This is a genomic window from Flavitalea plasmicola, from assembly GCF_030546645.1.
Taxonomy (GTDB): domain Bacteria; phylum Bacteroidota; class Bacteroidia; order Chitinophagales; family Chitinophagaceae; genus Puia.
Genome location: NZ_JAUOTO010000010.1, coordinates 120396 through 142892, shown reverse-complemented (window position 1 = coordinate 142892; position 22497 = coordinate 120396). Strand labels below are relative to the sequence as shown.

Sequence of the window (22497 nt, the reverse complement as noted above, 5' to 3'; positions counted from 1 at the left end):
TTTCTAATAATCGGAGGCCGCGATCATTGCGTCCGACAGCGTCCGGTAACAAAGTGTCCATGCCTCTCTTATATCCTCCGTCCAGTCCTTGCCCAACCCTTGCTCCAGCGTCCACAATAATGCATCCCCCACGGCCTTATAATGCGCGGCCTTTACCCCGTATCCCTTATGCCGTACGGCCATATTCCGGATGTCGTCCGTAATCTCGTCTATTCTTTCGAGCCTGGCCACAATAATGCTTATCATATCGATCAGCTTCTTGTACTGTGCCGTCATCGGGCCTTTAAAAAGGCGCCTTGCAGCCGGAACCTCGGTAAATAACTTGCTGTAGAAGACATCTCCTACTACTTCAACATTAATGTTCCGAAATATTTTCCACGTTTTTTGTACCAGGAACACTTGGTTTACGGTCATTTTGATCCTGTTTAAACTTGAACTTTCGAAAGTTATAGATTCGGTTGCATGCATGGCATAAAAAGTTTATCGAAGTGTATAAAAAGAGGCCTGAAGTGTGTTGGTACCTGGAAACACCTCTGCTCCGGCAGGTTGACAAAGTGAAGTTGGGAAACGGCCTCCGCCGGAGCAACTTTATCCTGTCCAGGTGTGTGAATCAGCGGCCGAAGTGTTTTGGAGTCCCGCCAGCGTTTCCCAGTCGTTTAGACACACTTCGAAGATCCAGTTAGCCCCCTGGCTATGATAAATTATGCCGCCTTTCTGTTCCTTCCCATTTTTGCGGCTCATTGGTCAAACACCTAAATAAAATTTCATGAAACGAATTATCCTCCTTACAAATCTTCTGTTTTTGATCGCCGGGACCTTACATGCACAAAATGTTGGCATTAACACCACCGGATCCCAGCCGCATGCCAGTTCTATGCTGGACATCAGCAGCACCAGCAAGGGATTGCTGATCCCCCGTATGACCGCCGCGCAACGCGCTGCCATTCCGGCGCCGGCCACGGGCTTGCAGGTATACCAGACGGATGGGGCGGCGGGGTTTTATTATTACAATGGCAGTGCCTGGCAACCAATGGCCGGCGGCGCCGGTTGGTCTCTGACAGGCAACGCGGGTACCGACACCGTCCACAACTTCCTTGGCACCACCGATGCCGTCAATGTGAGGCTGGCCACCAATAACACGACAAGAATGACGATCACCAAGGATGGTAACATCGGCATCGGTCTTAACAACCCTTATGGAAAAGTCCATATAACCCGTGGGGGTAATTATACTGATCAATACCTGCTGAACCTGGATGACAACAGCAGCGGCACCTTCCCGACGATAGGCGTGTATAATTCCGGGAATGCAACGCTCATATCCGGCAGTAAAACAGGGGACGGCAGCATGTTAAAACTGGAAAGAAGCAACGATGCCGCGCTATCCAACGGTTTGGAAGTGCTTGAAGATGGAAGTGGCGCCGCGGTTTATGGGTCCAACACCAACCCCACCAATGGTACCGGTGTAAAAGGCGTTTCGGCGAATGGGTATGGCGGGTATTTTGAAGGCGCTGCCGGGTTAGGAGTTTTTGGTAACGACGGGATCAATTTTCACCAGTTTGGAGCAAAAAATGATGGGGACGGCATAACCATCACTATGCCTTCCTCTCAAAAGAACAGCTTTTTTCCAAGATATGGGATAAATACATCCATAACCGCCACGGGAACCGCAGGAGTCATCGGATATTATAGCAATGTAAACCTGACGACGCCGGGAGCAAATACCAATGTAGTAGGTTTCTGGAGCTCGCCACGCGGCACGGCAGGCTCTTTTATCAGTTGCTTTTATGGCGAAGGCAATATCAATATCACCGGTTCTTACTATTCCTCCTCCGACAGGAAACTGAAACAAAATATCAGGCGCATGCCCGAAGGTATGATGGACAAGCTCATGCAGCTTACGCCCTCCAACTATGAATACAAGACGGCGGAATTTAATATGAACCTGCCGGCCGGCAACCAGTATGGTTTGGTAGCGCAGGATGTACAGGCCGTATTCCCGGAGCTGGTGAAAGAACAGGTGCAGCCTGCCCGGGTCGACCCCAAAACAAAAAATGTCCTCAACGAGGAAATAAAGTACCTCGGCGTCAATTACCAGGGGCTCATTCCCATCATCATCCGGGGTATGCAGGAACAGCAGCAGGAGCTACAGACCCTCCGGGAGGAAAACACACAGCTCAAAAATGACCTGGCAGCCATAAAGCTCAAGCTGGGCATTCAGTAACGCAAGCCGAAATTCATCCACCATCAAGCTGATTATGAAAAAAATATTAATGCTCGCCCTCCTTGTGACGGTAGCCGGCATCGCAGTAAAAGCGCAATTGAACATCACCGGCGGCACACACCTGGTCACTTCCGGGAATGCCCACGTAGTAGTAAATGACCTGGATTTGATTGTGCCGGGTACGCTGGACGCAACGGGATCCGTCGTACATTTTTCCGGGTCAGGCGATAACAGTATTACAGGCGCCGGAAGCCAGCTTACATTCAATAGCCTGGCAATTAATAAAAGTATGGGGGGGAAGCTGGTCCTGAAGAGCGATGTCATGGTGCAAGACACGCTCCATTTCATCTCCGGGATGATTGAGCTGAACCAGCAGTCGGTGAATCTGGGTAATACGGGCACACTGGCAGGCGAATCGGAAACATCCCATTTCACCGGCCAAAACGGTGGCGTTATACTTGCCAACGCCATCCTGAATGCGCCCAACGCTGCGAACATCGGCAACCTGGGGGTCACCATCACCTCCTCACAGAATTTAGGCACCGTGTATGTCAATCGTTACCACTCCTCGTCCAATATCCCCGCGTCCAGCGGAAAAAGCGTGCTGACCAGGTATGACATCAACCCGGGCGGACCGGCCATTGACGGTGTGCTCACATTTCATTATTTTGATGCCGACCTCAATGGCATCGGGAAAAGCCATCTTACCATCTATGCGACGCCCGATGATGTCACTTTCACAGATCTGCATTATTCTGCAAAAGACACCATTCTAAACACGATCACCCAAAAAGGCCTTTCAAATATCACCGGCACTTACACGCTGGGCAGCCAGGCGATCGTCTTACCCGTCAGGTTTACCGACCTTACAGCCCGGTGTAAGGGAAAATATATCGAGCTCACCTGGCGAACGGCGGCAGAGCAAAACAGCGAGCGATTCGATGTACAGCGCAGCCAGGATGGTCGTATGTGGGAAACCATCGGCAGTGTAAAAGCCGCCGGCAACAGCAGCAGCATAATGGATTACGGGTACAAGGACCTCACACTTAACATGCCATCCGCCCTCTACCGCCTGGCGCAGTATGACATCGACAACAGGATCAGCTATTCCTCCATACTGGAAGCCGGCTGCGCTCTTTCGACGGAATTCAGGGTAATGCCCAATCCCGTTGTTGAAACTGCCAGGGTAACAATAAGCGGCGCTTCCAGCGGCAAGGGAGAGCTGGTTTTATCCAATGCGGCAGGATGGATCCTATGGCGGCAAGCGGTTACCATAAACACGGGTATCAATCAATACCCGATCAATACATCCGCACTCGCCCGTGGCGTATACTACCTGGCATTGTTGAGAGGCGGAGCATCCACACAAACAATTGGTATTATCAAACAATAAACTTTCATTTTATGGCTAACATTAAAACACAGGTGGATGCATGGGAAGTCACCGATCTGGCTGACAACAGCACCATCACCGTATCCGTCTTCAGCAACACGGAAATGGGAAACCGATCCAGGCCAGGCATACAGATCATTTGCCAGGGAAAAATTGCGAATTATGAACCCCTGAGTGCGGAGCGTTGGGCTTACCAGGCCGCGCAAGAGAAAAAGAATGAGCACCTCGTAGAGGAGGCCAGCTGGACCGAGTATGAAGACACTTACATCAGGCAATGGCTTGTCCTGGGCGAGAAGCCCAAAGCCAAAATAGAAGTAAAGGTCCGGAGTAAGCAAAAGCCGGTGGTTAAAGAATACGACCTGCCCTTTACGCTCGATTGATCTGCGATCAGGGCTATTATAAAGCGTTCAAATTAAAAGAACCATGCAATCCCCCACGTCTAAAGAACTATATATGAACAACGGCGGCAATAAGTTGTACATCTGGAAAGATGGCTATTCCGATGTATATCATGCTTCGGCCGAAGAAGAAGCTGAATGGGATAAGGAAATAATCGCCACTTCCCTCCTGCAGCTTGAAAAGGAAAGGAACGCGGTGACAATAAAGCTTTCCGTGAACACCCTGATGTTCCACCAATACGGGACTATAGAAGGATTCCTCAAAAGCAAGCTGAACGATAAGGACCCCGTGAGGAAGATCGCATTCGCCAACGCGCTATGGAACGTTTCCAGGGACAAAGGTAGCTTCAGCGTTCTAATGGAATACCTGCCGGAGCAGGGTGGCAAATATATCGATGAAGTATTTGCGGCGTTAAACGATTTTAAGGACTGTAAAGAAGCAAGGGATTTTCTCGTGCACTGTATAACGGGAGCGAACCGGCTCTACAAAAAGAAAGCCTGTACAACGATTGCGATGTGGGCATATGGCGGAATGCCAGCGTTAAGGGATAAAAATCTGCTCGCAGCGTTACGGTCTCCGGATGCGTCCGTCCACCAGCCCGCAATTGAAAAATTAAGGAAAATATTCTCTTCACCAAACCATTGATACGACAAATGAAATATTTGAAACCGCTGCCTTTCTCCTGGCTGCTGCTAAGCAGCTGCCTGCTAGCCGCCCATCCCAAAGCGGCTTTTATCCGGAATCCAATGGAAGCTACGCATACCAGTAGTTCAAGGAGCCTCACCGACTTCACTGAGCCGTCGGCTCAAAAAATATCTATGAAAGAAAATAACGGCAATATGGATACAATCGCTACATTTAAATCGCAAAACCAATTCGGAGAGAGGGTTTTCAAGGCTATACAACAAAAAGACGCAGGCGCCTGGATCGCGCTGTACCCGTCGAATGAAGAATATAAGGCGCTGCTGCAACTGATGCTTACCTCAAAAGTGGACGGTCTAACACAGGAAATGATCGACCAGATGATGGCGCACAGGGAGAAAGAGGCGGTAACCGTCTTCACAGAGGAATTTATGACGTACCGGGACCAGGCCATCAGCCTGAAGATCGACTGGAACGAAGCTGTCCTTGAAAAATTCGATTTCATTGCCGCTCCCGCTGAGAAGGTCCCCGTCAAATATCTCACAGGTGAAATACGTTTTAAATGCGGTGATCGTCATTTTGCGCTGAAAGGGCTGGAGGCGGTTGAAATGTTTTATGGATACAGGCTGCAGGCGGTGAAAGGCATCGGCAGTCTAACTACCGGCGAATGAAATAATGAGAAAAATAACAATTACCATATTTTCCTATCTAATGGCACTTACCATGCAGGCGCAAATAAAAACCGCTTCACCAGCGGGTGAATACTATTTACGGGGCGTTATGGAGACTGCCGCGGGATTTAAGCTCAACGAGGACAGCTCCTTTCAATTCTTCTTCAGCTATGGCGCCCTGGACAGGCAGGGTCACGGGAAATGGAAAATGGAAGGCGATAAGATCATCTTCGACAGTAACCCTAAAAACCTGCGGGATTTTAAGCTGACGGCTTCGAAAAAGGATGAGCAGGAGGGTATCACCATTATATTCACCGGAGGAAACGCTGCCATCAACAAATACCTGCATACCATCGTCAGAACAGGAAGCAAGGAAGCGCATACAGCAGCCGGAAACGATGGGATCGCTATGCTGCCGGCGATGAAGGCCGATACCATTATCCTCTTTTTTGAATGGTGTGCCGAAAAGCAATCCGTTTTTACACCTGGGAGGACGTCGGACAACCGTTATACATTCGAGCTGCTGCCAACCATCTTTGATGTTGTTTTTGACAATTTTAAAATGTCAGTACAACCAGGTAAAATAACAGGTGTTCTCCCCTTCTCCGGGGATCTGGTTTGCAACTTCGTAAAAGAAAAATAGCAGGGATCCCTAATTCCAAATCCCATTCATCTCCGTCAGCACTATCGGCTTGTCATCGGTGATCACAATGGTGTGCTCGTGTTGCGCCATAAAGCCGCCCCTGTCTCCTACCAGCGTCCAGCCATCCTGCAGGGTGGTGGCAAGGGTAGATCTGGTGGATATGAATGTTTCGATGGCTACTACCGAGTTCTTCCTGAAGCGCGTATAATTAAAACGGTCCCGGTAATTTGCAATCTCCGTAGGCGCTTCATGGAGGCTTCTGCCAATGCCATGGCCGGTGAGGTTTTTGATCACCTTATAGCCCCGCTGTTTCGATTCGGTTTCTATCAGGTGGCCAATGTCCGCAATGCGCACACCGCCTTTAATATGATTGATGGCTTTTTGAAGGATGGCTTTGGATGCCTCGATCAGTTGCTGGTGGTGATGAATGTCCTCACCCAGCACAAACGAACCGCCATTGTCCGACCAAAACCCGTCCAGTTCTGCCGAAACATCTATATTAATAAGGTCGCCTTCTTTAAGGATGGTTTTATGAGAAGGAATGCCATGGCAAAATTCTTTGTTGACGCTGATGCATGTCCAGCCGGGAAATCCATAGGTTAAATAAGGTGCCGACTTTGCGCCCAGCGCATTCAGTATCTGTGCACCATATTCATCCAGGTGTTTGGTGGTCATGCCCGGAGCCGCATATCGGGTCATCTCCTTTAGGGTCAGGGCAACGGCTTCACTGGCTTTTTTCATGCCGGCCAGTTCAGATTCTTTAGTAATAGACATAGTTGCGTTGTAGTTATGGATCTGCCGGAAAATCCGCCAAGATCGGGGCAAAGATAAGCAAATGGCGGTTAGGGCAGGCCAGCGATGAACTGCGATATGGCCTGACCAATCTCGACGGGCGAATCCTCCTGTAAATAATGAACACCCCGGACGGATGTTTCTCTCTGATTGGGCCAGGTGCGGCAAAAAGCCAGATCTTTACCCGTGAGCAAGGCGCCCGGTTCGGCTACGATAAGCAGCTTTGGCAGGGGACTTTTTGCCAGCCATTGGCCATAACGGGTGACGATGTCGACGATATGAACGGGTTCCCCTTCGATAGGAAGTTCACGGGCAAGTGCCAACGTAGGCATCCTATCCTCCGGAGTCAGAAAGGGGCGGCGGTACGCTTCCATCTCTTCCGGAGCCAGTGTCCGCAAAATGCTTTTGGGTAATACCGTCTCCACAAAAAAATTATCGTCACGGACCATTGATTCCCCTTTGGGTGAACGCAGGGCCTTGAAGATCATATCCCTTCCATGCGGGAAATCTTCCCAACCCCGCGGGCGGACGATGGCCTCCATATAACAGATCGCCCGCACTTTCTCCGGATTACGGAAAGCCCAATAAAAGCCGAGAGCGGACCCCCAGTCGTGCAGAACAAGAACAACCTTATCGAGGCCGAGGGCGGCAAACCATTCGTCGAGATACCGGGAATGATGCATAAAGGTGTCATTCCCGGCGGGTGGTTTGCCCGAGGCGCCCATGCCGATGAGATCGGGGGCGAGGCAGCGCCCCTGACCGGCGACAGAGGGGATCACATTCCGCCAGAGATACGATGAGGTTGGGTTGCCATGCAGGAAAACGATGGGGTCTCCCGAGCCAGTGTCAACGTAGCTCATGGGAATACCCTGGATCTTGATGCTTTTATTGGGTGTCATGTTGCAGTTTTTAATATGATGTTCTGTTACAAAAATCTAACTTTACTGGTATAGTTTACTATACCAGTTTCTATAAATCAGCTATACCAGATTTTTATGCATCTTTTGCAAGAACTTATCACTCTCAATAGGAAAAGCAAGACACCGTCTGCGCAAAGGTTTTAAGCTACCGGGATCGAGGGAGATGACGGTTCTTTTCGGCATCCAGCGCAATACCGTGCTGGCTGCGTATGAAGAATTGCTATCACAGGGCTGGCTGCAGACCTTTCCAAAAAAAGGGACCTATATTTCCGGGAACCTCCCCGAAGTAGCGGCAGTTCCGCTGCGAAAAGACGGGACGCCTGAGCATTATCCGGAAAAGGCCCGGTTTACCGCAATGGGCAAGTACGCGGGGCAGTCAACAGGACTAATTAAAACAATAAACAGCTTAGAAGGTACCCGCGATTACTCCCACGTCATCCTAACAGATCCAGCGACTAAGGAAACGGTGTTATTTTATTGAACTTTTTCATTTTTAGCCTTAAAGAGAACTTTACCTTTGTGCTGATGTTCATGATCAGGGGTCCTGTCCAGGAATTCATTTATTAAGCATGACAAAAGAGCCGAAATACAAGATTTGTTCGGAAGATGATATCCCCCAGATCCTGGAGATATACAAACAATCTTATATAGAGCATTATACTTATTTATGGAGTGATAAGGGCGAGAACTATATGAAGACAAGCTTCACAAAAGAGAGAATTTTGTCGGAGATGAATGAGGCTCATAGCAAGTTCTTTCTTATTTACGAAGATGATCTCCCGGTCGGAATCTTAAAAATTAATGATGGGAGATCTACCGATGGCGCAAGAGATCCGGCGTACCTGGAAGTTGAAAGGATATATTTTTTAAAGAAAGCAGCCGGGAAGGGTTTGGGAAAACTTACGCTCCAAATGGTCGATCGATTAGCCAAAAATGCAAATAAGACGATCATTTGGCTAAAAGCAATGAAGGGGGCCGATGCCGTAAAATTTTATGAAAAGCAAGGTTTCGAAGTGATCGATGAAACTGAATTGTCCTATCCTTTCATCAAAGACGAGTTTAAAAGAATGGTGGTAATGCAATTGCGTATCAAATAAACGAAATCCGTCAGAGCGGGTTTCAAATAGAGGAGAATTTTTCGATCAGATCGGACGCTTTTTGTACCCCACCATATGATCGAAGCTTCTCGCCATACCGGACAGCATTTTCCTTATACAGCGGATGTCCAAGCAACTGGTCAACCTTATTGCGGATCTCTCCGGGATCAAAATACTTTTCATTTGCCCCGTCGCGCCGAGGTAATACGTATTCTCCGGCTCCTATCTGCGCTATCCGTCTAGCATTACTTTCACGTTCAGAAAAAGTAGGTATGATCAGTGCGGCTGTTCCGGATATAAGCCCTGTCTGACAGGAGCCATACCCACCGTGATGGATCATCAGGTCGCATCGGGCGGCCATGGCAAGCCCCGGTACGTAAGGGACACATTGAAAATTGGCAGGCAGTGAAGCAAGCTTGTTTGACAATGGATGATACCCTAACGACAGCACCACGTGGAAAGGCCCATCTGCCAAAGCGCTGCAACAGGCGCTTAGCATCGTCTCTGAATCAAATACCCTGCTTTTACCACCATAGGAAGGGTTGCCTGCATAAAGCCAAATGATGGGTCTATCATTGGGCAGATGGTCAAACCATTCGGGTATTTTAGCATGAGGATCCTGCCATAGCACCGGTCCAATATAATAAAACCCATGTGGGCCATTCAATGGGTCAGTCTCAGGAATGCCTGTTACCAGCGTAAGACCACCTACATTCAATGCGTCGATCTTTTTCACCTGCTGCAGATGAAAGTAATGCAGCGTCTTATTAATAGCAGGAGTCACGGTAGGAACGCCTGCCGGCTTTTGCTTCCACCAGATAAACCCGTTGCCGTTGGGCAGGGCGTCCGCTTGATTTACGGTTATCAAAGGTTTGCCCGCTATCCGACAGGCTATACAGGCAAAAGGATTCCAAAAGTCAATAACTACATCTGCGCCACTTCCCTCGATGACTTTCAGATAGGCCTTGCACTGTGCTTTTATAAAATTGGCATTTAACAATCCCGTAATGGCGAAAGCATGATCCATGTCCCAAATGTCCGTTGCCGGCCTGGCATATTTTAAAGGAACAGACCTTATCAATTCCGCCAGGAAGATAAAAATATTGCCATAATCCTCCTTAAAGCGAGGCTGACTTATCAGCTTTCTGAATTTACGAAAGGACAAACCTGAAAATGTCAGCTCATATAATGGGTGCCGGGGAATAAGATTTTCAAAACCAGCCTCCGCAATGATCTTTCCCGGAGCCTTGGCCGGATGGGAGAATAGGACGGTGTGTCCCCGGTCTGAAAGCTCCCTGGCAATAGGTAAAGACCGGGTAAGCAGACCCAAGTCATTCGTAGGAAGTATAGTAAATAAGAATCGCTTTTTTACACTCATTTAGAAAGACAGTGCATAAATATACGACACTCGCCGCCGCCCCCAAAACAGCCTGGTTTTGATGGCTTACTTTGAAGAGCAGGAAAGCAGCGTATGGGTCAGACATATTTTTTGGGCTACAACAACCGTGGATTGAGCTATATTCTTCTCTGGCCAGATAGGGAGCTTTGCAGAAGTAAAAAAGCAAACCATGAAAATTGTCATTACAGGATCTTTGGGAAACATCGGCAAGCCGCTGGCCATCAACCTGGTGCAAAAGGGACATACCGTCACGGTCATCAGTTCTAACACGGAAAAGCGCCAAGCCATCGAATCACTTGGGGCCATCCCTGCAATCGGTACTATCCAGGACGCTGACTTCCTCACCAGCACCTTCACCGGCACAGACGCGGTGTATTGCATGAATCCGCTTAACTTTTCGGATCCGGATTTGAATGCCTGGTCTCGGAATATCGACAACTACATACAGGCTGTCCACCGGTCCGGCGTACAACGTGTAGTAGTACTCAGCGGCTGGGTCGCGCACCTGCTCCGGTCGCAGCACCCCGAAGACAAATGGAACGACCTCCCGGGGGTCAGCATCACCCTTATGCGCCCCGGCTCCTTCTATACCAACTTCTATAGTCTCAAAGGCATGATTAAAAACCAGGGATTCATCGCTGCCAATTATGGCGGAGAGGACATGATCGCATTCGTCTCCCCCGATGACATCGCCGACGCCATTGCCGATGAGATCGTCACCCCGGTGACCGGGAAAAAAATTCGCTACGTCGCCAGTGATGAGCTGACCTGCAACCAGGCGGCAAGGATCATCGGGGAAGCCATCGGTAAGCCCGATCTTCAATGGATCATCCTGTCAGACGAGCAAATGCTTCAGGGGCTGGAAGCCATGGGTATAGCCACTCCGTTTGCACATTTCATGGTGGAGATGCAATCCCTTAACCATAGCGGGAAACCGCAAAAAGATTACTACCTTAACAGGCCCGTATTAGGGAAAGTCAAGCTGCGGGACTTTGCAAAGGAATACGCCACCTGGTATGCCACCGACTAAACAACGCGCTTATGGCCTATAATCCGCCTTTCAAAATAACGTCTATTAGTCAGTTGCATCAGCTGAGAGGGTTTCCTAAACCGGAGCATCCGCTGATCAGCGTGATCGATATTGCCCCCATCAAACAGCTCCCCGGGGATGTGCCTAAAGTCCTCGTGACCGACTTCTATTTCATCGCATTAAAGCGGTGCCTTCCTCCTAACACGAAAATGAAATACGGCCATCAGGAATATGACTTCGACGAGGGCGTGCTGAGCTTTATGGCGCCCGGTCAGATATTTGGCTTTGACCCGGCTCGGTATGATGGCGCCGACATGTCGGGATGGGTGCTCCTGGTCCATCCCGATTTCCTCTGGAAGACTTCCCTTGCGCGTAAGATCAGGCAATATCCATTCTTCGATTATTCGGTCACGGAGGCGCTGTTCCTGTCGGAAAAGGAGGAAGCAACGGTCACCGGACTCATTCACAACATTCAACAGGAATATCGCACGAATATCGATCAGTTCAGCCAGGACATTACCATTTCCCTGATCGAGTCCCTGTTGAACTACGCCGATCGCTTTTATCACCGGCAGTTCATCACCCGAAAGATCAGCAACCATACCCTCGTCGACCGGCTCGATCAGTTCCTGGAAACCTCCCTCACAGCCAGGGATCTGACGCAAAAGGGAATTCCCACGGTGAAATATATTTCCAGCGAGTTGAACGTATCGCCCAATTATCTCACAGGCCTCCTGAAGATGTTGACCGGTAAAACCACCCAGCAGTATATACAGGACAAAATAATCGAGAAGGCCAAAGATAGGCTTTCGACTACCGACCTCTCCATCAGCGAGATCGCTTATGAGCTAGGTTTTGTGTATCCCCAGTCATTCAGTAAGCTGTTCAAGTTAAAGACGAACCTTTCTCCTTTGGAATTCAGACAGTCGTTTAATTGAAGAAGCTTTAGTTTTATGGTCTCTTCCCACCCGCCTTTCAACCTTACATCGTCTGATGGTGGCTGGTGGAAAAAGCGATGATTTAGTAACACACCCGGTCGACTCATCCATTTATTCACGGACCAGGCGATCTTGCGGGCCAGGTTAAGGTGTCTGTTAATGTTCTATAACCCCGGCTGCTTTGCACTCCCGATGAGGTTAACGTCTACCAGTTCCAATTTCTTTACCATGTGTTCGACGGTAGCCTTGTACTTTTTAAAGTGAGGCGTAACAATGTGTTTTTGGTAAGCAGCGCTGTCGGCGTAGATCTCCAGGATAGTTATACGCGAAGGGTCTTTTTTGTCGGCGACTGCATAATAAGTCAACACCCCAGGCTCCAGCCGGACAGCCGTTTGCATCTGCTCTTTCAGAGCTGCATTATATTCCTTGAGTTGTGTCGAATCAACTTCAATTTTGGCTATACGGATCATGCGCTTATCTGTTTGTGCTTTGGCATGTAAAATAGAAAGGAGTAACATTCCGCAACAGCCAAGCATCCTTAATGATGCCTGAACAGTCGTTCTATAAAGATGATTGTTGACTTTCATAGATCCTGGGTAATCTTTATTTAGTGACCTTGAGCTAGTCAGTTCTGTCCGGGCAAGCAATTTACTTTAAAAAATTATTATTGTCCGGATAAACCCGGTTTAAAAATGCCTCAGTGAGTACGCAATAGACCGTCTTAAAAGAACTGGACTATACCTACCAGGCTGGCGAAAAATAAAAAAGGACAAAGCGGGGATATTCCTGCTTTGTCCTCCCCGGTGGAAAGCCGGGATTACCTTCGGCCTATCGGCCTATTTCAGCGTCGCACTAAAAAAAGTCTCCATTTCCTTCCAGGACGCGGTGTCCGCCTTGGCATTGTATGCGATGGGCATCTTGAACTTCTTCCCATTTTCTGTAGAGGCCGGGTTGGTAAAAGCATGCGTAGCACTGTCATAACCGATGAACTTATAATCTGCGCCGATGGAGTCCATCTGCTTTTTGAACTGAGCCACCTGGGGATTGACAAACGAGTCCGCATTGCCATGCAGCACCAGTAGCTTTGTCTTCAGCAGCTCTTTCTTCGCAGGGGTACCCAGCAGGCTGCCGTGGAAGCTGACGACGGCTTTCAGCTCATCGCCCAGCCGGGCCGTATTGATAAGGATGCCGCCGCCAAAACAGTAACCGATGGCGCCAATGTTCGCGGTGTCCACCTGGGGATAGGTCTTGACTTTGGCAATGGCCGCGTCGATGCGCGCCTTGGCCTTTTCAGGGTGCATATAGAAAGGCTTGGACCAGGCGCCGGCGCTATCCGGGTTGTCGGCGATCTTCCCGTCGCCGTAGATGTCCACGGCCAGGGCCACATAACCCAGCTTTGCCAACTCCCTCGCACGCATCTTAGGATAGTCATTCAATCCCCACCATTCGGGGACCACCAGCACAGCCGGTCGTTTGGTCTTAACGGAATCGTCATACACAATGTAGCTGACAAGGGAAGCGCCATCGGCCTGGATGGTCACGGTCTCTTCCTTTAATGCCGGGGCAATCACCTTCGTCGAATCAGAAGACTGGTCTTCCTTTTTGGATTCGCTGTTGCTACAGGATGTGGCTAGTGCAGCCGTTATGATCGCTGCTGATAGAAGCTTTACACGGTTCATGGAAAGATTATTTATTTTAATAATAGCTAAAGCGCCGTAATGTAATTATTTTATGACAAATACCGTTTACTAACCTAAAAATCAGCGGCTAACCATTAATTCCCTATCGCGAAAGTCAATTTCCGTATCCGGGCTGACTTTTCTCCGGATTTTAGCTTTTTTTGCCCGTCTTTTACGGCGCAAAACATATATGAAGAAAAGAACAAGCTTTAGGAAGATCATACACGTCATGCATCTCTGGGTTGGTATCCCCTGTGCCCTCTTCCTTTTTATCATTTGCCTGACCGGGACCATTTATGTTTTCAACCGTGAAATAACCCAATGGGTAGACGAGGACAAGTTCCACGTCACCCTTCCTGCCAACGCATTTCCTTTGCCCATGGCGACGCTGACCTCCCTCCTCGAAAAAGAGCAGAAAGGACTTACCACCACCGCCGTCACCATTCCTTCCAGCAAAACACAGGCCTGGATCTTTAGCATGCAGGAGAAGGAGCCGGGCAAGAAAGGAGGAAAGGGGAATATGGCGAAAGGTCCGAAAGCAAAACCTAAAATCTCGAATTTCCTCGTCAATCCTTATACAGGCCGGGTCCAGGGCGACGCCCAATCGACCAGCTTTGTATTTTTCAACACCGTTCTGCAATTGCATCGCTGGCTGCTGATCAGCAACCACGATATTGGGACCGCCATCACCGGAACAGCGGCCATCCTGATGATATTTTTACAGATCTCCGGCATTATCTTATGGCTGCCTGCCAAGTTAAGAAGCTGGAAGAGCCGCCGTGCCTGGAAACAGGGGTTCAGGATAAAATTCGACGCTACGCCCAAACGGTTGAACTTTGACCTCCACAAGGCAGTCGGATTTTATACCTTTCTGTTCATCACCATCATGGCTTTGACGGGACCTGCGATGGCCTTTGATTGGTACAAGGCCGGTTTCTCCCGGGCCCTGGGCGTGCAGCCGGTGAAAAAAGGCGCCGACAACGAGCTGACTTCCCGTGTCGCCTCCGACACTGCCAGGTCAATGACCCTTGAGACCGCCCTCGCCAGGTCTGAAGCGCTTTTTCCTTATGAAGGCATAACCAGGGTCACCTTACCGAAGAACGCAACGGGTGTATTCAACATCCAAAAAATGCAGGAAGGCTTCTTTGCTTCAGCGGCCATCGACCGTATATTCCTCGACCAATACACCGGCGCCATTGTAAAGCTCGACCGTTTCAGCGACAAGACGCTGGGACAGAAGATCGTCACGTTGATCAAGCCCATCCATACGGGCGAATTATTTGGCACTCTATCCAAGATCTTATACTTCATTGCCTGCCTGATAGCCACCAGCCTGCCCGTAACAGGGGTCATCATCTGGTGGGGAAGAAGGAACAAAAAAGGTAAAACGATCGCTGTGGTGAAGAACAGACAGGAATTACAGGAAGAGCCCGCGTAAGCGGGCTCTCAAGTGCATCCATCCAATCAGGCGGATCAGACAGATCACAGGGACTGACTGCGAAACTCAAATTCTTCCAGAACAATATTCAACGTGCCGTCCGAAGCCGTCTCCAGGCGCATCTTCGTTGGATAATAGCCGTTCTTCTGCACTTTGGCAGGTCTTGGCACGGGCCGTACAAAGCTGCTGTGCGTGTCAATGAATTCCTTCGTGATCATCGGCTCGTAGAAGATCACCTGTCCGTCATAGGAGCCCATGAGAAAGGTTTGGGAAAACCCCTGGCCATTGAACTCGGGAGAGGTTACATCCACCCAGTGCGCGCCCATCTGGGGTACACCGCCGGGAGTCGGTATATAGTTCTGCGGCATGAAAGATGCATCAGGATAATGATCGAATTTTTCGGGCGCATCTTCGTACAGGGGGATGGCATTCGTTTCCGCCTCGCTGATCATATAGAAGTGGAAATCGAAATGAGGCTTATCATAGATACCTGCAGGTTCGTGTCCGTGCGGGTTCCAATCTAATCCGAAGTGAAGGAAAGGTACGGTATCCTTCGCCTGGGAAGGGAAGAGCAGGGAGATCATGTTCTCATGATGATGATCGCCGTCCCCGGAATGGCTGGTGTCCAGGGAGTTCATCGCCGCAGCATCGATAGAGACGCCGAGACGCAGCGGCTTGTTCTTTCCATCCACTTCATACCAGGTCCATGCGGAGCCGTGCTGGAATTTGGAAACAGGGCCCTTAAAAATTTTCGCCTGTGGATGGTCATGGTCCTTTTTACAGGAGACGATCCCGAGCGCTCCGGCGATCAACAGTAAGACTACTTTTTTCATTGTCTGTAAATTTAATATTGGTGTTTTTTTAATGATGAGGCAAAAGTATCTCCGGCTCCTTAGCTGGAGAAGGGGATGACGTATGAGCTGTGCAGTTTGGCGGATGGATTGTTGTTCGTCTTCTTTGCAAGGCTTGCGATACAGCGCGCCGAGCGTTCGTAGGGATTGAACCGGGCAAACTCAGCGGCCAGCTCTTTTACATTGGCCCTGTATTCGTCGTCCATGATGATCCTGTTCACTGCATCCTGGATCTGCCGCGGCGTCGGGCGTTCCGTCCGCAGGTTGATCCCCAGTTTGAAATAACCCACCCGGGCGCAGATCTCGTTCTTTCCTTCATGCACACCCGCTACCACCATGGGCAGTTTGTTCATGATCCCCAACATGGTGCCGCCGTAGCCCCCGTTGGTGACATAGGCCGTCACATAGGGCATGACGTCGGAGAAAGGAATGAAATCCTCTATGATGATGTTCTTATAAGGATAGCGATCACGCAGCTGCTGGGTACCGCTGCCGCCTGTAGTGGCAATCACCAGGGTGTCGGAACTCTTAAAAGCCTCCAGCGTGGGGACGATGATCTTGGTGACGTCTTTCTCCACGGTGCCCTGGGTCACCAGCACTATCTTCCTGTATTCCCGTAATTTTTCATTATACCAGCGGGGACGCTGCTTTGTCCCCGTGTGCGGCAGCAGCGCTCCGACGAAGCGGATGTTCTCGCCCAGGTCGCTGCGGTAATACTCAAATCCCGGCGTGCCGATCTGTAAAAGCAGGTCGGATTTCCGGATGATCATATCGAAGAGTGATTCGCTATTGTGCGGTATCTTGTATTCATCCAGCAGTTGATAGAGCACCCGGTTGGGCTCGCGGAAGATCACCGTGTTGGCAAACCGGCGAAGCAGCGCCTGGCGGGCTTTTCCGATGAGGGAGCCGGAGGGCGTCATGCCCAGACCGGCCGGAGGCAGATCTTTGGAAGTTTCCGTCAAGGGGAATACCCCGATGGATACGGTGGGGATCTTCATCAGGTCCTTTACGAACGGCGTGCCCGTGAAAGCGCAGTCGGCCACCAGGAGATCGAAAGCGTATTCCTTTCGGATCTCCTGAATATCCGCGTAATATTCGGGGCCTCTTAAAATAAAGGCATTGATAAGGTCGAATTTCAGCTTGCTGAGCTGGGAGGTCTTCTTGTTGCGCTCGGGGAAGAGCTCTTCCAGGTGATCACCGGAGAGGTCCATGGCTCTTTTGAAAGGATAATGGGCGATCTGCATCTGCCGGAGCTTCGGGGCATAGACCTGCGAGGTATACCAGCGCACTTCGTGTCCCTGCTCCTGCAGGTGGATGGCCAGTCCTGTCAGGGGGTTGAAGTGACCGTCCGCAGGGAAATTGGCGAAAAGGATTTTCATATCTTTTTTCCGCCAAGCTAGGATGCCGGCGCGGGCCGGGGAAGGATGGGGTGTATCAGTTGGGGAAAGAGAGAGATGGATTGAGGCAGATTTCCCGGCAATCACTACTTTTAATCACAAATTCCATTCATGACCCAAAGAACCATCCTCCTCCTGCTGGCCGTCCTATTGCTGACTGGCTATAGCGAAAGCGCCCTGTCACAACCCCGTATATTTGAAGAAGGGATTATCTCCACAGGCGATTACGAAACCCATCCGGCATTTTCACCCTCAGGAGATACCTTGTATTTTTTAAAAGGCCTTCCGGATGCAAATTTCTTCTCTATTTGCGTGTCCTATAAAAAGAATGGCAAGTGGTCGGCGCCGCAAATCGCTTCGTTCTCCGGAAAATACCTGGATGCAGATCCTTTTGTGACCAGGGATGGCCAGACCCTTTATTTTGTTTCCAACCGGCCCGTCAATGAGGGCGAACCGGTGAAACCCGACTGGGATATCTGGAAAACGACCCTTACGCCCAATGGCTGGGGAACGCCCGTACATTTAGACAGCACGATCAATAGCAGCAACAGCGAATACTTCCCCACCCTGGCGGATAATGGCAATCTCTATTTCGGCTCAGGCAGGAAAGGTGGCAAAGGCCGGGGGGATCTGTATGTTTCAAGATGGGTCAATGGCAAATACGCTCCACCCGAGAATTTAGGAGATTCCATCAATACGGTTGACAATGAATACGAGCCCTATATCGCCCCGGACGAAAGTTACCTGATCTTTATGGCGACCTATCCAAATGGACTTTACAATGCGGATTTTTATATAAGCCATCGCGTCGACGGCAAATGGAGCAAAGCCAGGAAGCTCCCCGAGCCCATTAATTCATCGGCAACAGAATGGGGAGGAAAGGTAACCCGGGACGGTAAATATTTTTTCTTTGGCAGCAGCAGGAATAAAATTACGGATGCGCTGCCACAGCGGGAAGACATAAAGCAATTTGAGCGGAGGTCGCGCAGCGCCGGCAATGGACTGGGCGATATTTATTTTGTCGAGGTCAGAGCTATGGAGCCTTAAACCTATTTGAGCTCCAACTGAACAATCGTATCGATGTCATCCATCGTAACCCCCTCCAGATAGACCGTCACGCCTGTCCCGTCCTGCTTGAATTTTAATTTCCCTTTACCCGCATAGGCCGCCACAGCGGATACCTTTTGCGCTGTCAGGGGAATGAAGATGGACGCACCTGCCCCGGAAGGCTTAATGATATGGGCGTACAGCGTTTTACCTTTCCCTGTCACCACGCCCCATTGCTGAGGAGCGACCAGGTTGCCTGTAGTACCATAGATGGTCTGGCCATTTTGCTGCAGCCATTTGCCCGTGGCCGCCAGCGTATCCGTAAACTCCGGCTGGATCTTACCATTCGGCATGGGACCTACATTCAGCAATAAATTGGCGTTGCGGCCCGCGGCATTGACCAGGTAATGAATGATCTGTTTGGCGGACTTGTAGTTGGTGTCCGTGATGTTAAATCCCCAGGAGCCATTCATGGTCTCACAGGTTTCCAACGGCAACTGTGCGGAGGCTTTCTGAAAGCTCAGGCCGGATTTGTTCTCTCCCGGAAGGTCTCTTTCAAACATTTGAAAATCTTCTCCTGCAAAGGGGGGCAGGTGATGGTTATTACCGATCATGCATTGGGGCTGCAATCGGTGGATCAGGCCATATATTTCATCATAATGCCAGTCGATCCTGGACGAGCGATCGGCAGATCCTTCAGGGGCTGTCTGGTCCCAATGGCCGTCAAACCAGATGCCGGCGATCTCGCCATAGTTGGTGAGCAGCTCTGTCAACTGATCTTTCATGAATTGCAGGTAATGGGGATAGTCGCCTTTACCTGTCCGGCCGGACTTCTGTCCCGTACGCCCGGTCTCATGGGGATAGTCTTCACGCCGCCAGTCCAGTAAAGAATAATACAAGAAGAGTTTGATACCTTGTTTGTGGCATTCATCGGCCATCATTTTCACAACGTCTTTCTTATACGGCGTGTGCATGATGGAAAAGTCGCTGTATTTCGTATCCCACATGCTGAACCCGTCGTGGTGCCTGGTGATCAGGGTGATGTATTTCATGCCGGCGTCCTTCGCCATGCTTACCCATTGGGCGGCATTGAATTCGATGGGATTGAAGAAGTCCATGAGGCGGGTGTAGTTCTTCACCGTGATGCCCCTTTCATTCATGACCCATTCGCCGGAGCCGGGTATACTAAACGGTCCCCAGTGGATAAACAGCCCAAACCGGGCATCATTGAACCATTCGCGGGCTTTTACATTTGCTTCGGCCGGTGTGTAGGTCTGTGCGGTGAGGTGGACGGATACTATGAGATATAAGGAGGCAACGAGAAATCTTCCCATCATGTTTGATTTAAAGGGGCTAATATATGGATTTATCACAAATATCATTGGTCTGTCTTTCGATGAAGGCGGAAGGAAGTTCATCCGTAAAGGGTAAATGGAGGGCTCCCTTCGTGATAGGGTGCCCCGTCTGCGGACGATGATTGTACGGATTCGTACATAGGGGCAAATGCCCGAAAAATATTACTCACTGAAAATCAATCAACTGAATGAACGGCATGGTTCTTAGTAAAATCTGTCATGATCAAAAGCTTTTTCAAAACCGCCTGGCGGAACATGACAAGGAACAAGCTCACCGGATTCATCAATGTTTTCGGTCTGGCGATTGGTTTATCCTGCAGTTTGCTGATCTGGCTCTGGGTAAGCGATGAATTGAGCTACAACCGCTTTATACCCGGCGTAAAAGACATTTATGAGGTGCATGTAAATGCGCCTTTCAATGGCGACACCTTAACGTTGACTGCAGGTCCGGGACCGCTGGCGGAGGCGATCCAAAATAACATCCCCCAGGTGGAGCAGGCTACTAAAATGATCTACACCCGGGATGTTTTGCTTACTGCCGGCGATAAGTCGTTGAAAGAAAAAGGAGCCTACGCTACCTCAGGTTTTTTCAAAGTGTTCCCGTTTAAAACAATCGATGGCGATGCTGACAAATCGGTTGCCTCCATCGATCAAATCGTTATTACAAGAAAAATTGCCGAAAAATATTTTTCTACTTCCAAAGCTGTCGGCAAAACAATAAGGATCGATAACAAAAAGGACTACAGGGTGGGCGCCGTGATAGAAGATATTCCGCATAACAGCACGATACAATTCGGCTGGATGATCAACTTTTCAGAGCAGGAGCAGGACTGGATGAAGACCTGGGGTAATATCTCTTTTTCTATTTATGTCAGGTTGAAACCCCATGCAGACCTGTTAAACACCGCCCGGGGTTTGCGTTCTATTTATCCCAAGTTTGCGCCCGAGGGTTTCAGGCGCAACTATCCAACCTTGCAGGCCATCACGGATGTGTATTTGTATGCCGACTATAAGAATGGAAAGCCCACCGGGAGTGGCCGCATTGAATATGTAAAGATCTTTTCCGGGATAGCTATTTTTATTTTGCTGATCGCATGCATGAATTTTATGAACCTGGCTACGGCAAGAGCATCCCTGCGTGCCAAAGAGATAGGCATACGAAAAGTTTCCGGCGCCGGAAAAAGATCGCTGGTCGGGCAGTTTATGGCTGAGGCGCTTTTCACCTGCCTGCTGGCAACACTGCTTTCCATAGTGATGACATCGCTCATATTGCCTGCTTTCAATCACGTATTCGACAAGCAAATTCAATTAGACTTTTCCCGGCCTGCCCTATGGGTTTCCCTGATAGTTCTTGTAACTGTCACCTCCATCATCGCCGGCAGTTACCCATCCTTGTTCCTGGCTTCTTTTAAGCCAATCCGCATATTAAAAGGGAATATGGTTGCTCAAAGCGGCAATGTCGCATCGGTGCGCAAAGGCCTCGTCATTGTTCAATTTGCTTTATCTGCCTTTTTGATCGTTGGGATGCTGGCCGTATCCAAACAGGTGAATTATATTCAGAACAAGAATCTCGGCTTCGACAAGGACCATATTATTTATTTACCACTCGAAGGGGATCTCTATAAGAAAACAGATGCCTATCAAAATGAGCTGAATAACCTGTCGTATGTGGAGGCTTCAGTCCCCGTCAATTCACTCCCGATGGATCTGAATTCCACCTCCGGGGATCTGTCGTGGCCGGGCAAACCGGATGACCTGCAAACGGAGATCGTTGCCACCTGGACCGGTTATGGGTTTACAAAAACACTTGGGATAACCATGGCGGAAGGGCGCGATTTCTCAAGAGATCATAGCGACTCCTTAAGCTATGTGATCAATGAATCTGCCGCCAGGATGATGGGCATGCAAAATAATGCAGTGGGCAGGCAGGTACATTTCTGGAATGGCGATGGAAAGATCATAGGAGTGATGAAAGATTTTCACATAGCCTCCCTGCATACACCTATAAAGCCATTGATCCTGTGCCTGGTGCCATCCAACACCAGCTACATGATGATCCGTTTGCATACGGCGAAAATAAAAGAAGCGCTTGCTGCCATCAATAGCGTTACAAGAAATTTCAATCCTGCGTATCCTTTTGAATACCATTTTGCCGATGAAACTTACGACCAAATGTACAAAAGCGAAATGCAGGTGAGCGCCCTGACGAAATATTTTGGATTACTGGCCATGGTCATTTCCTGTTTGGGGTTGTTTGGCATGGTTGCCTTCAGCGCCGAAAGGCGTACGAAAGAGATCGGTATTCGCAAAGTGCTGGGCTCGTCCGTCGCTGGCATTGTCAGGCTGCTTTCCATGGAGTCATTGAAAACGATCATTATTTCAATGGCCATTGCTTTTCCGCTGGCTTACTGGGCAGTGCATGAATGGCTGGCATCCTTTGCCTATCAATCGCCCGGAGGCGCCTGGATATTTATTATAACGGCGTCGGTGATGTTACTTATATCCTGTGTCACCATTAGTTTCCAGGCAATAAGAGCGGCAATGGCCAACCCGATGGAGTCGCTTCGTACGGAGTGAGTGCA

At 49.6% G+C, this 22497-nt stretch carries 22 protein-coding genes; 13 read left to right on the top strand and 9 right to left on the bottom strand.

What is annotated here, in order from left to right:
• Window positions 1-3 precede the first annotated feature (3 nt).
• Window positions 4-414 carry a globin domain-containing protein gene (locus tag Q4E93_RS31615; protein WP_303591949.1) on the bottom strand — a complete coding sequence of 137 codons (411 nt, stop codon included), beginning with the start codon at window positions 412-414 and terminating at the stop codon, window positions 4-6.
• Window positions 415-766: 352 nt separating this feature from the next.
• On the opposite strand from Q4E93_RS31615, the gene Q4E93_RS31610 reads away from it, so the two are divergent.
• From Q4E93_RS31610 to Q4E93_RS31585, 6 genes are read left to right on the top strand one after another with little or no spacing between them, the layout of a single operon-like run.
• The gene (locus tag Q4E93_RS31610; RefSeq protein WP_303591948.1) at window positions 767-2224 is read left to right on the top strand and encodes a tail fiber domain-containing protein; all 1458 of its coding nucleotides are present in this window, start codon (window positions 767-769) and stop codon (window positions 2222-2224) included.
• A gap of 34 nt (window positions 2225-2258) precedes the next feature.
• A complete protein-coding gene (locus tag Q4E93_RS31605) occupies window positions 2259-3617 on the top strand; it encodes a T9SS type A sorting domain-containing protein (RefSeq protein ID WP_303591947.1) in 1359 nt (452 codons plus the stop codon).
• 11 nt (window positions 3618-3628) lie between these two features.
• Window positions 3629-3997, top strand: a complete 369-nt coding sequence (locus Q4E93_RS31600) for a hypothetical protein (RefSeq protein WP_303591946.1) — start codon at window positions 3629-3631, stop codon at window positions 3995-3997.
• 43 nt (window positions 3998-4040) lie between these two features.
• A complete protein-coding gene (locus Q4E93_RS31595) occupies window positions 4041-4661 on the top strand; it encodes a hypothetical protein (RefSeq protein ID WP_303591945.1) in 621 nt (206 codons plus the stop codon).
• An 8-nt stretch (window positions 4662-4669) separates the two neighbouring features.
• Window positions 4670-5329, top strand: a complete 660-nt coding sequence (locus Q4E93_RS31590) for a hypothetical protein (RefSeq protein WP_303591944.1) — start codon at window positions 4670-4672, stop codon at window positions 5327-5329.
• A gap of 4 nt (window positions 5330-5333) precedes the next feature.
• Window positions 5334-5972 (top strand): hypothetical protein, encoded by a 639-nt coding sequence (locus Q4E93_RS31585; RefSeq protein ID WP_303591943.1) that lies wholly within the window; start codon window positions 5334-5336, stop codon window positions 5970-5972.
• Between the two features lie 9 nt (window positions 5973-5981).
• Here Q4E93_RS31585 and map read toward each other — a convergent pair whose 3' ends face one another.
• Together map and Q4E93_RS31575 are read right to left on the bottom strand one after the other, a co-directional pair.
• Entirely contained in the window at window positions 5982-6746 is a 765-nt protein-coding gene (map, locus tag Q4E93_RS31580) for a type I methionyl aminopeptidase (protein ID WP_303591942.1), read from the bottom strand.
• 68 nt (window positions 6747-6814) lie between these two features.
• A complete protein-coding gene (locus tag Q4E93_RS31575) occupies window positions 6815-7663 on the bottom strand; it encodes a haloalkane dehalogenase (RefSeq protein ID WP_303591941.1) in 849 nt (282 codons plus the stop codon).
• Window positions 7664-7739: 76 nt separating this feature from the next.
• On the opposite strand from Q4E93_RS31575, the gene Q4E93_RS31570 reads away from it, so the two are divergent.
• Complete coding sequence (locus tag Q4E93_RS31570; protein ID WP_368501911.1) at window positions 7740-8165, top strand: GntR family transcriptional regulator; 426 nt, start codon at window positions 7740-7742, stop codon at window positions 8163-8165.
• An 88-nt stretch (window positions 8166-8253) separates the two neighbouring features.
• Complete coding sequence (locus tag Q4E93_RS31565; RefSeq protein ID WP_303591940.1) at window positions 8254-8781, top strand: GNAT family N-acetyltransferase; 528 nt, start codon at window positions 8254-8256, stop codon at window positions 8779-8781.
• Window positions 8782-8803: 22 nt separating this feature from the next.
• Here Q4E93_RS31565 and Q4E93_RS31560 read toward each other — a convergent pair whose 3' ends face one another.
• On the bottom strand, window positions 8804-10159 hold the full coding sequence (locus Q4E93_RS31560) for a glycosyltransferase (protein WP_303591939.1): 1356 nt from the start codon (window positions 10157-10159) through the stop codon (window positions 8804-8806).
• Window positions 10160-10349: 190 nt separating this feature from the next.
• Here Q4E93_RS31560 and Q4E93_RS31555 point away from each other — a divergent pair, with 190 nt between their 5' ends.
• Window positions 10350-11210, top strand: a complete 861-nt coding sequence (locus tag Q4E93_RS31555; protein WP_303591938.1) for an SDR family oxidoreductase — start codon at window positions 10350-10352, stop codon at window positions 11208-11210.
• Between the two features lie 11 nt (window positions 11211-11221).
• Window positions 11222-12148 (top strand): helix-turn-helix domain-containing protein, encoded by a 927-nt coding sequence (locus tag Q4E93_RS31550; RefSeq protein ID WP_303591937.1) that lies wholly within the window; start codon window positions 11222-11224, stop codon window positions 12146-12148.
• Window positions 12149-12312: 164 nt separating this feature from the next.
• Here the strand turns inward: Q4E93_RS31550 and Q4E93_RS31545 are convergent, their stop codons facing one another.
• Together Q4E93_RS31545 and Q4E93_RS31540 are read right to left on the bottom strand one after the other, a co-directional pair.
• Window positions 12313-12735, bottom strand: a complete 423-nt coding sequence (locus Q4E93_RS31545; protein ID WP_303591936.1) for a putative quinol monooxygenase — start codon at window positions 12733-12735, stop codon at window positions 12313-12315.
• Between the two features lie 249 nt (window positions 12736-12984).
• Entirely contained in the window at window positions 12985-13827 is an 843-nt protein-coding gene (locus Q4E93_RS31540; protein ID WP_303591935.1) for a dienelactone hydrolase family protein, read from the bottom strand.
• Between the two features lie 190 nt (window positions 13828-14017).
• Between Q4E93_RS31540 and Q4E93_RS31535 the strand changes: the two genes are divergently transcribed.
• On the top strand, window positions 14018-15265 hold the full coding sequence (locus tag Q4E93_RS31535; RefSeq protein WP_303591934.1) for a PepSY-associated TM helix domain-containing protein: 1248 nt from the start codon (window positions 14018-14020) through the stop codon (window positions 15263-15265).
• A 44-nt stretch (window positions 15266-15309) separates the two neighbouring features.
• On the opposite strand, the gene Q4E93_RS31530 is transcribed toward Q4E93_RS31535, so the two are convergent.
• Both Q4E93_RS31530 and Q4E93_RS31525 read right to left on the bottom strand, forming a co-directional pair.
• Window positions 15310-16098 carry a DUF5602 domain-containing protein gene (locus Q4E93_RS31530; protein ID WP_303591933.1) on the bottom strand — a complete coding sequence of 263 codons (789 nt, stop codon included), beginning with the start codon at window positions 16096-16098 and terminating at the stop codon, window positions 15310-15312.
• A 59-nt stretch (window positions 16099-16157) separates the two neighbouring features.
• Window positions 16158-17495, bottom strand: a complete 1338-nt coding sequence (locus Q4E93_RS31525; protein ID WP_303591932.1) for a glycosyltransferase — start codon at window positions 17493-17495, stop codon at window positions 16158-16160.
• Between the two features lie 129 nt (window positions 17496-17624).
• Here Q4E93_RS31525 and Q4E93_RS31520 point away from each other — a divergent pair, with 129 nt between their 5' ends.
• Window positions 17625-18560 carry a TolB-like translocation protein gene (locus tag Q4E93_RS31520; protein ID WP_303591931.1) on the top strand — a complete coding sequence of 312 codons (936 nt, stop codon included), beginning with the start codon at window positions 17625-17627 and terminating at the stop codon, window positions 18558-18560.
• A gap of 2 nt (window positions 18561-18562) precedes the next feature.
• On the opposite strand, the gene Q4E93_RS31515 is transcribed toward Q4E93_RS31520, so the two are convergent.
• Complete coding sequence (locus tag Q4E93_RS31515; protein WP_303591930.1) at window positions 18563-19897, bottom strand: alpha-L-fucosidase; 1335 nt, start codon at window positions 19895-19897, stop codon at window positions 18563-18565.
• 237 nt (window positions 19898-20134) lie between these two features.
• Between Q4E93_RS31515 and Q4E93_RS31510 the strand changes: the two genes are divergently transcribed.
• The gene (locus Q4E93_RS31510) at window positions 20135-22492 is read left to right on the top strand and encodes an ABC transporter permease (protein WP_303591929.1); all 2358 of its coding nucleotides are present in this window, start codon (window positions 20135-20137) and stop codon (window positions 22490-22492) included.
• The last annotated feature ends 5 nt before the right edge of the window (window positions 22493-22497 follow it).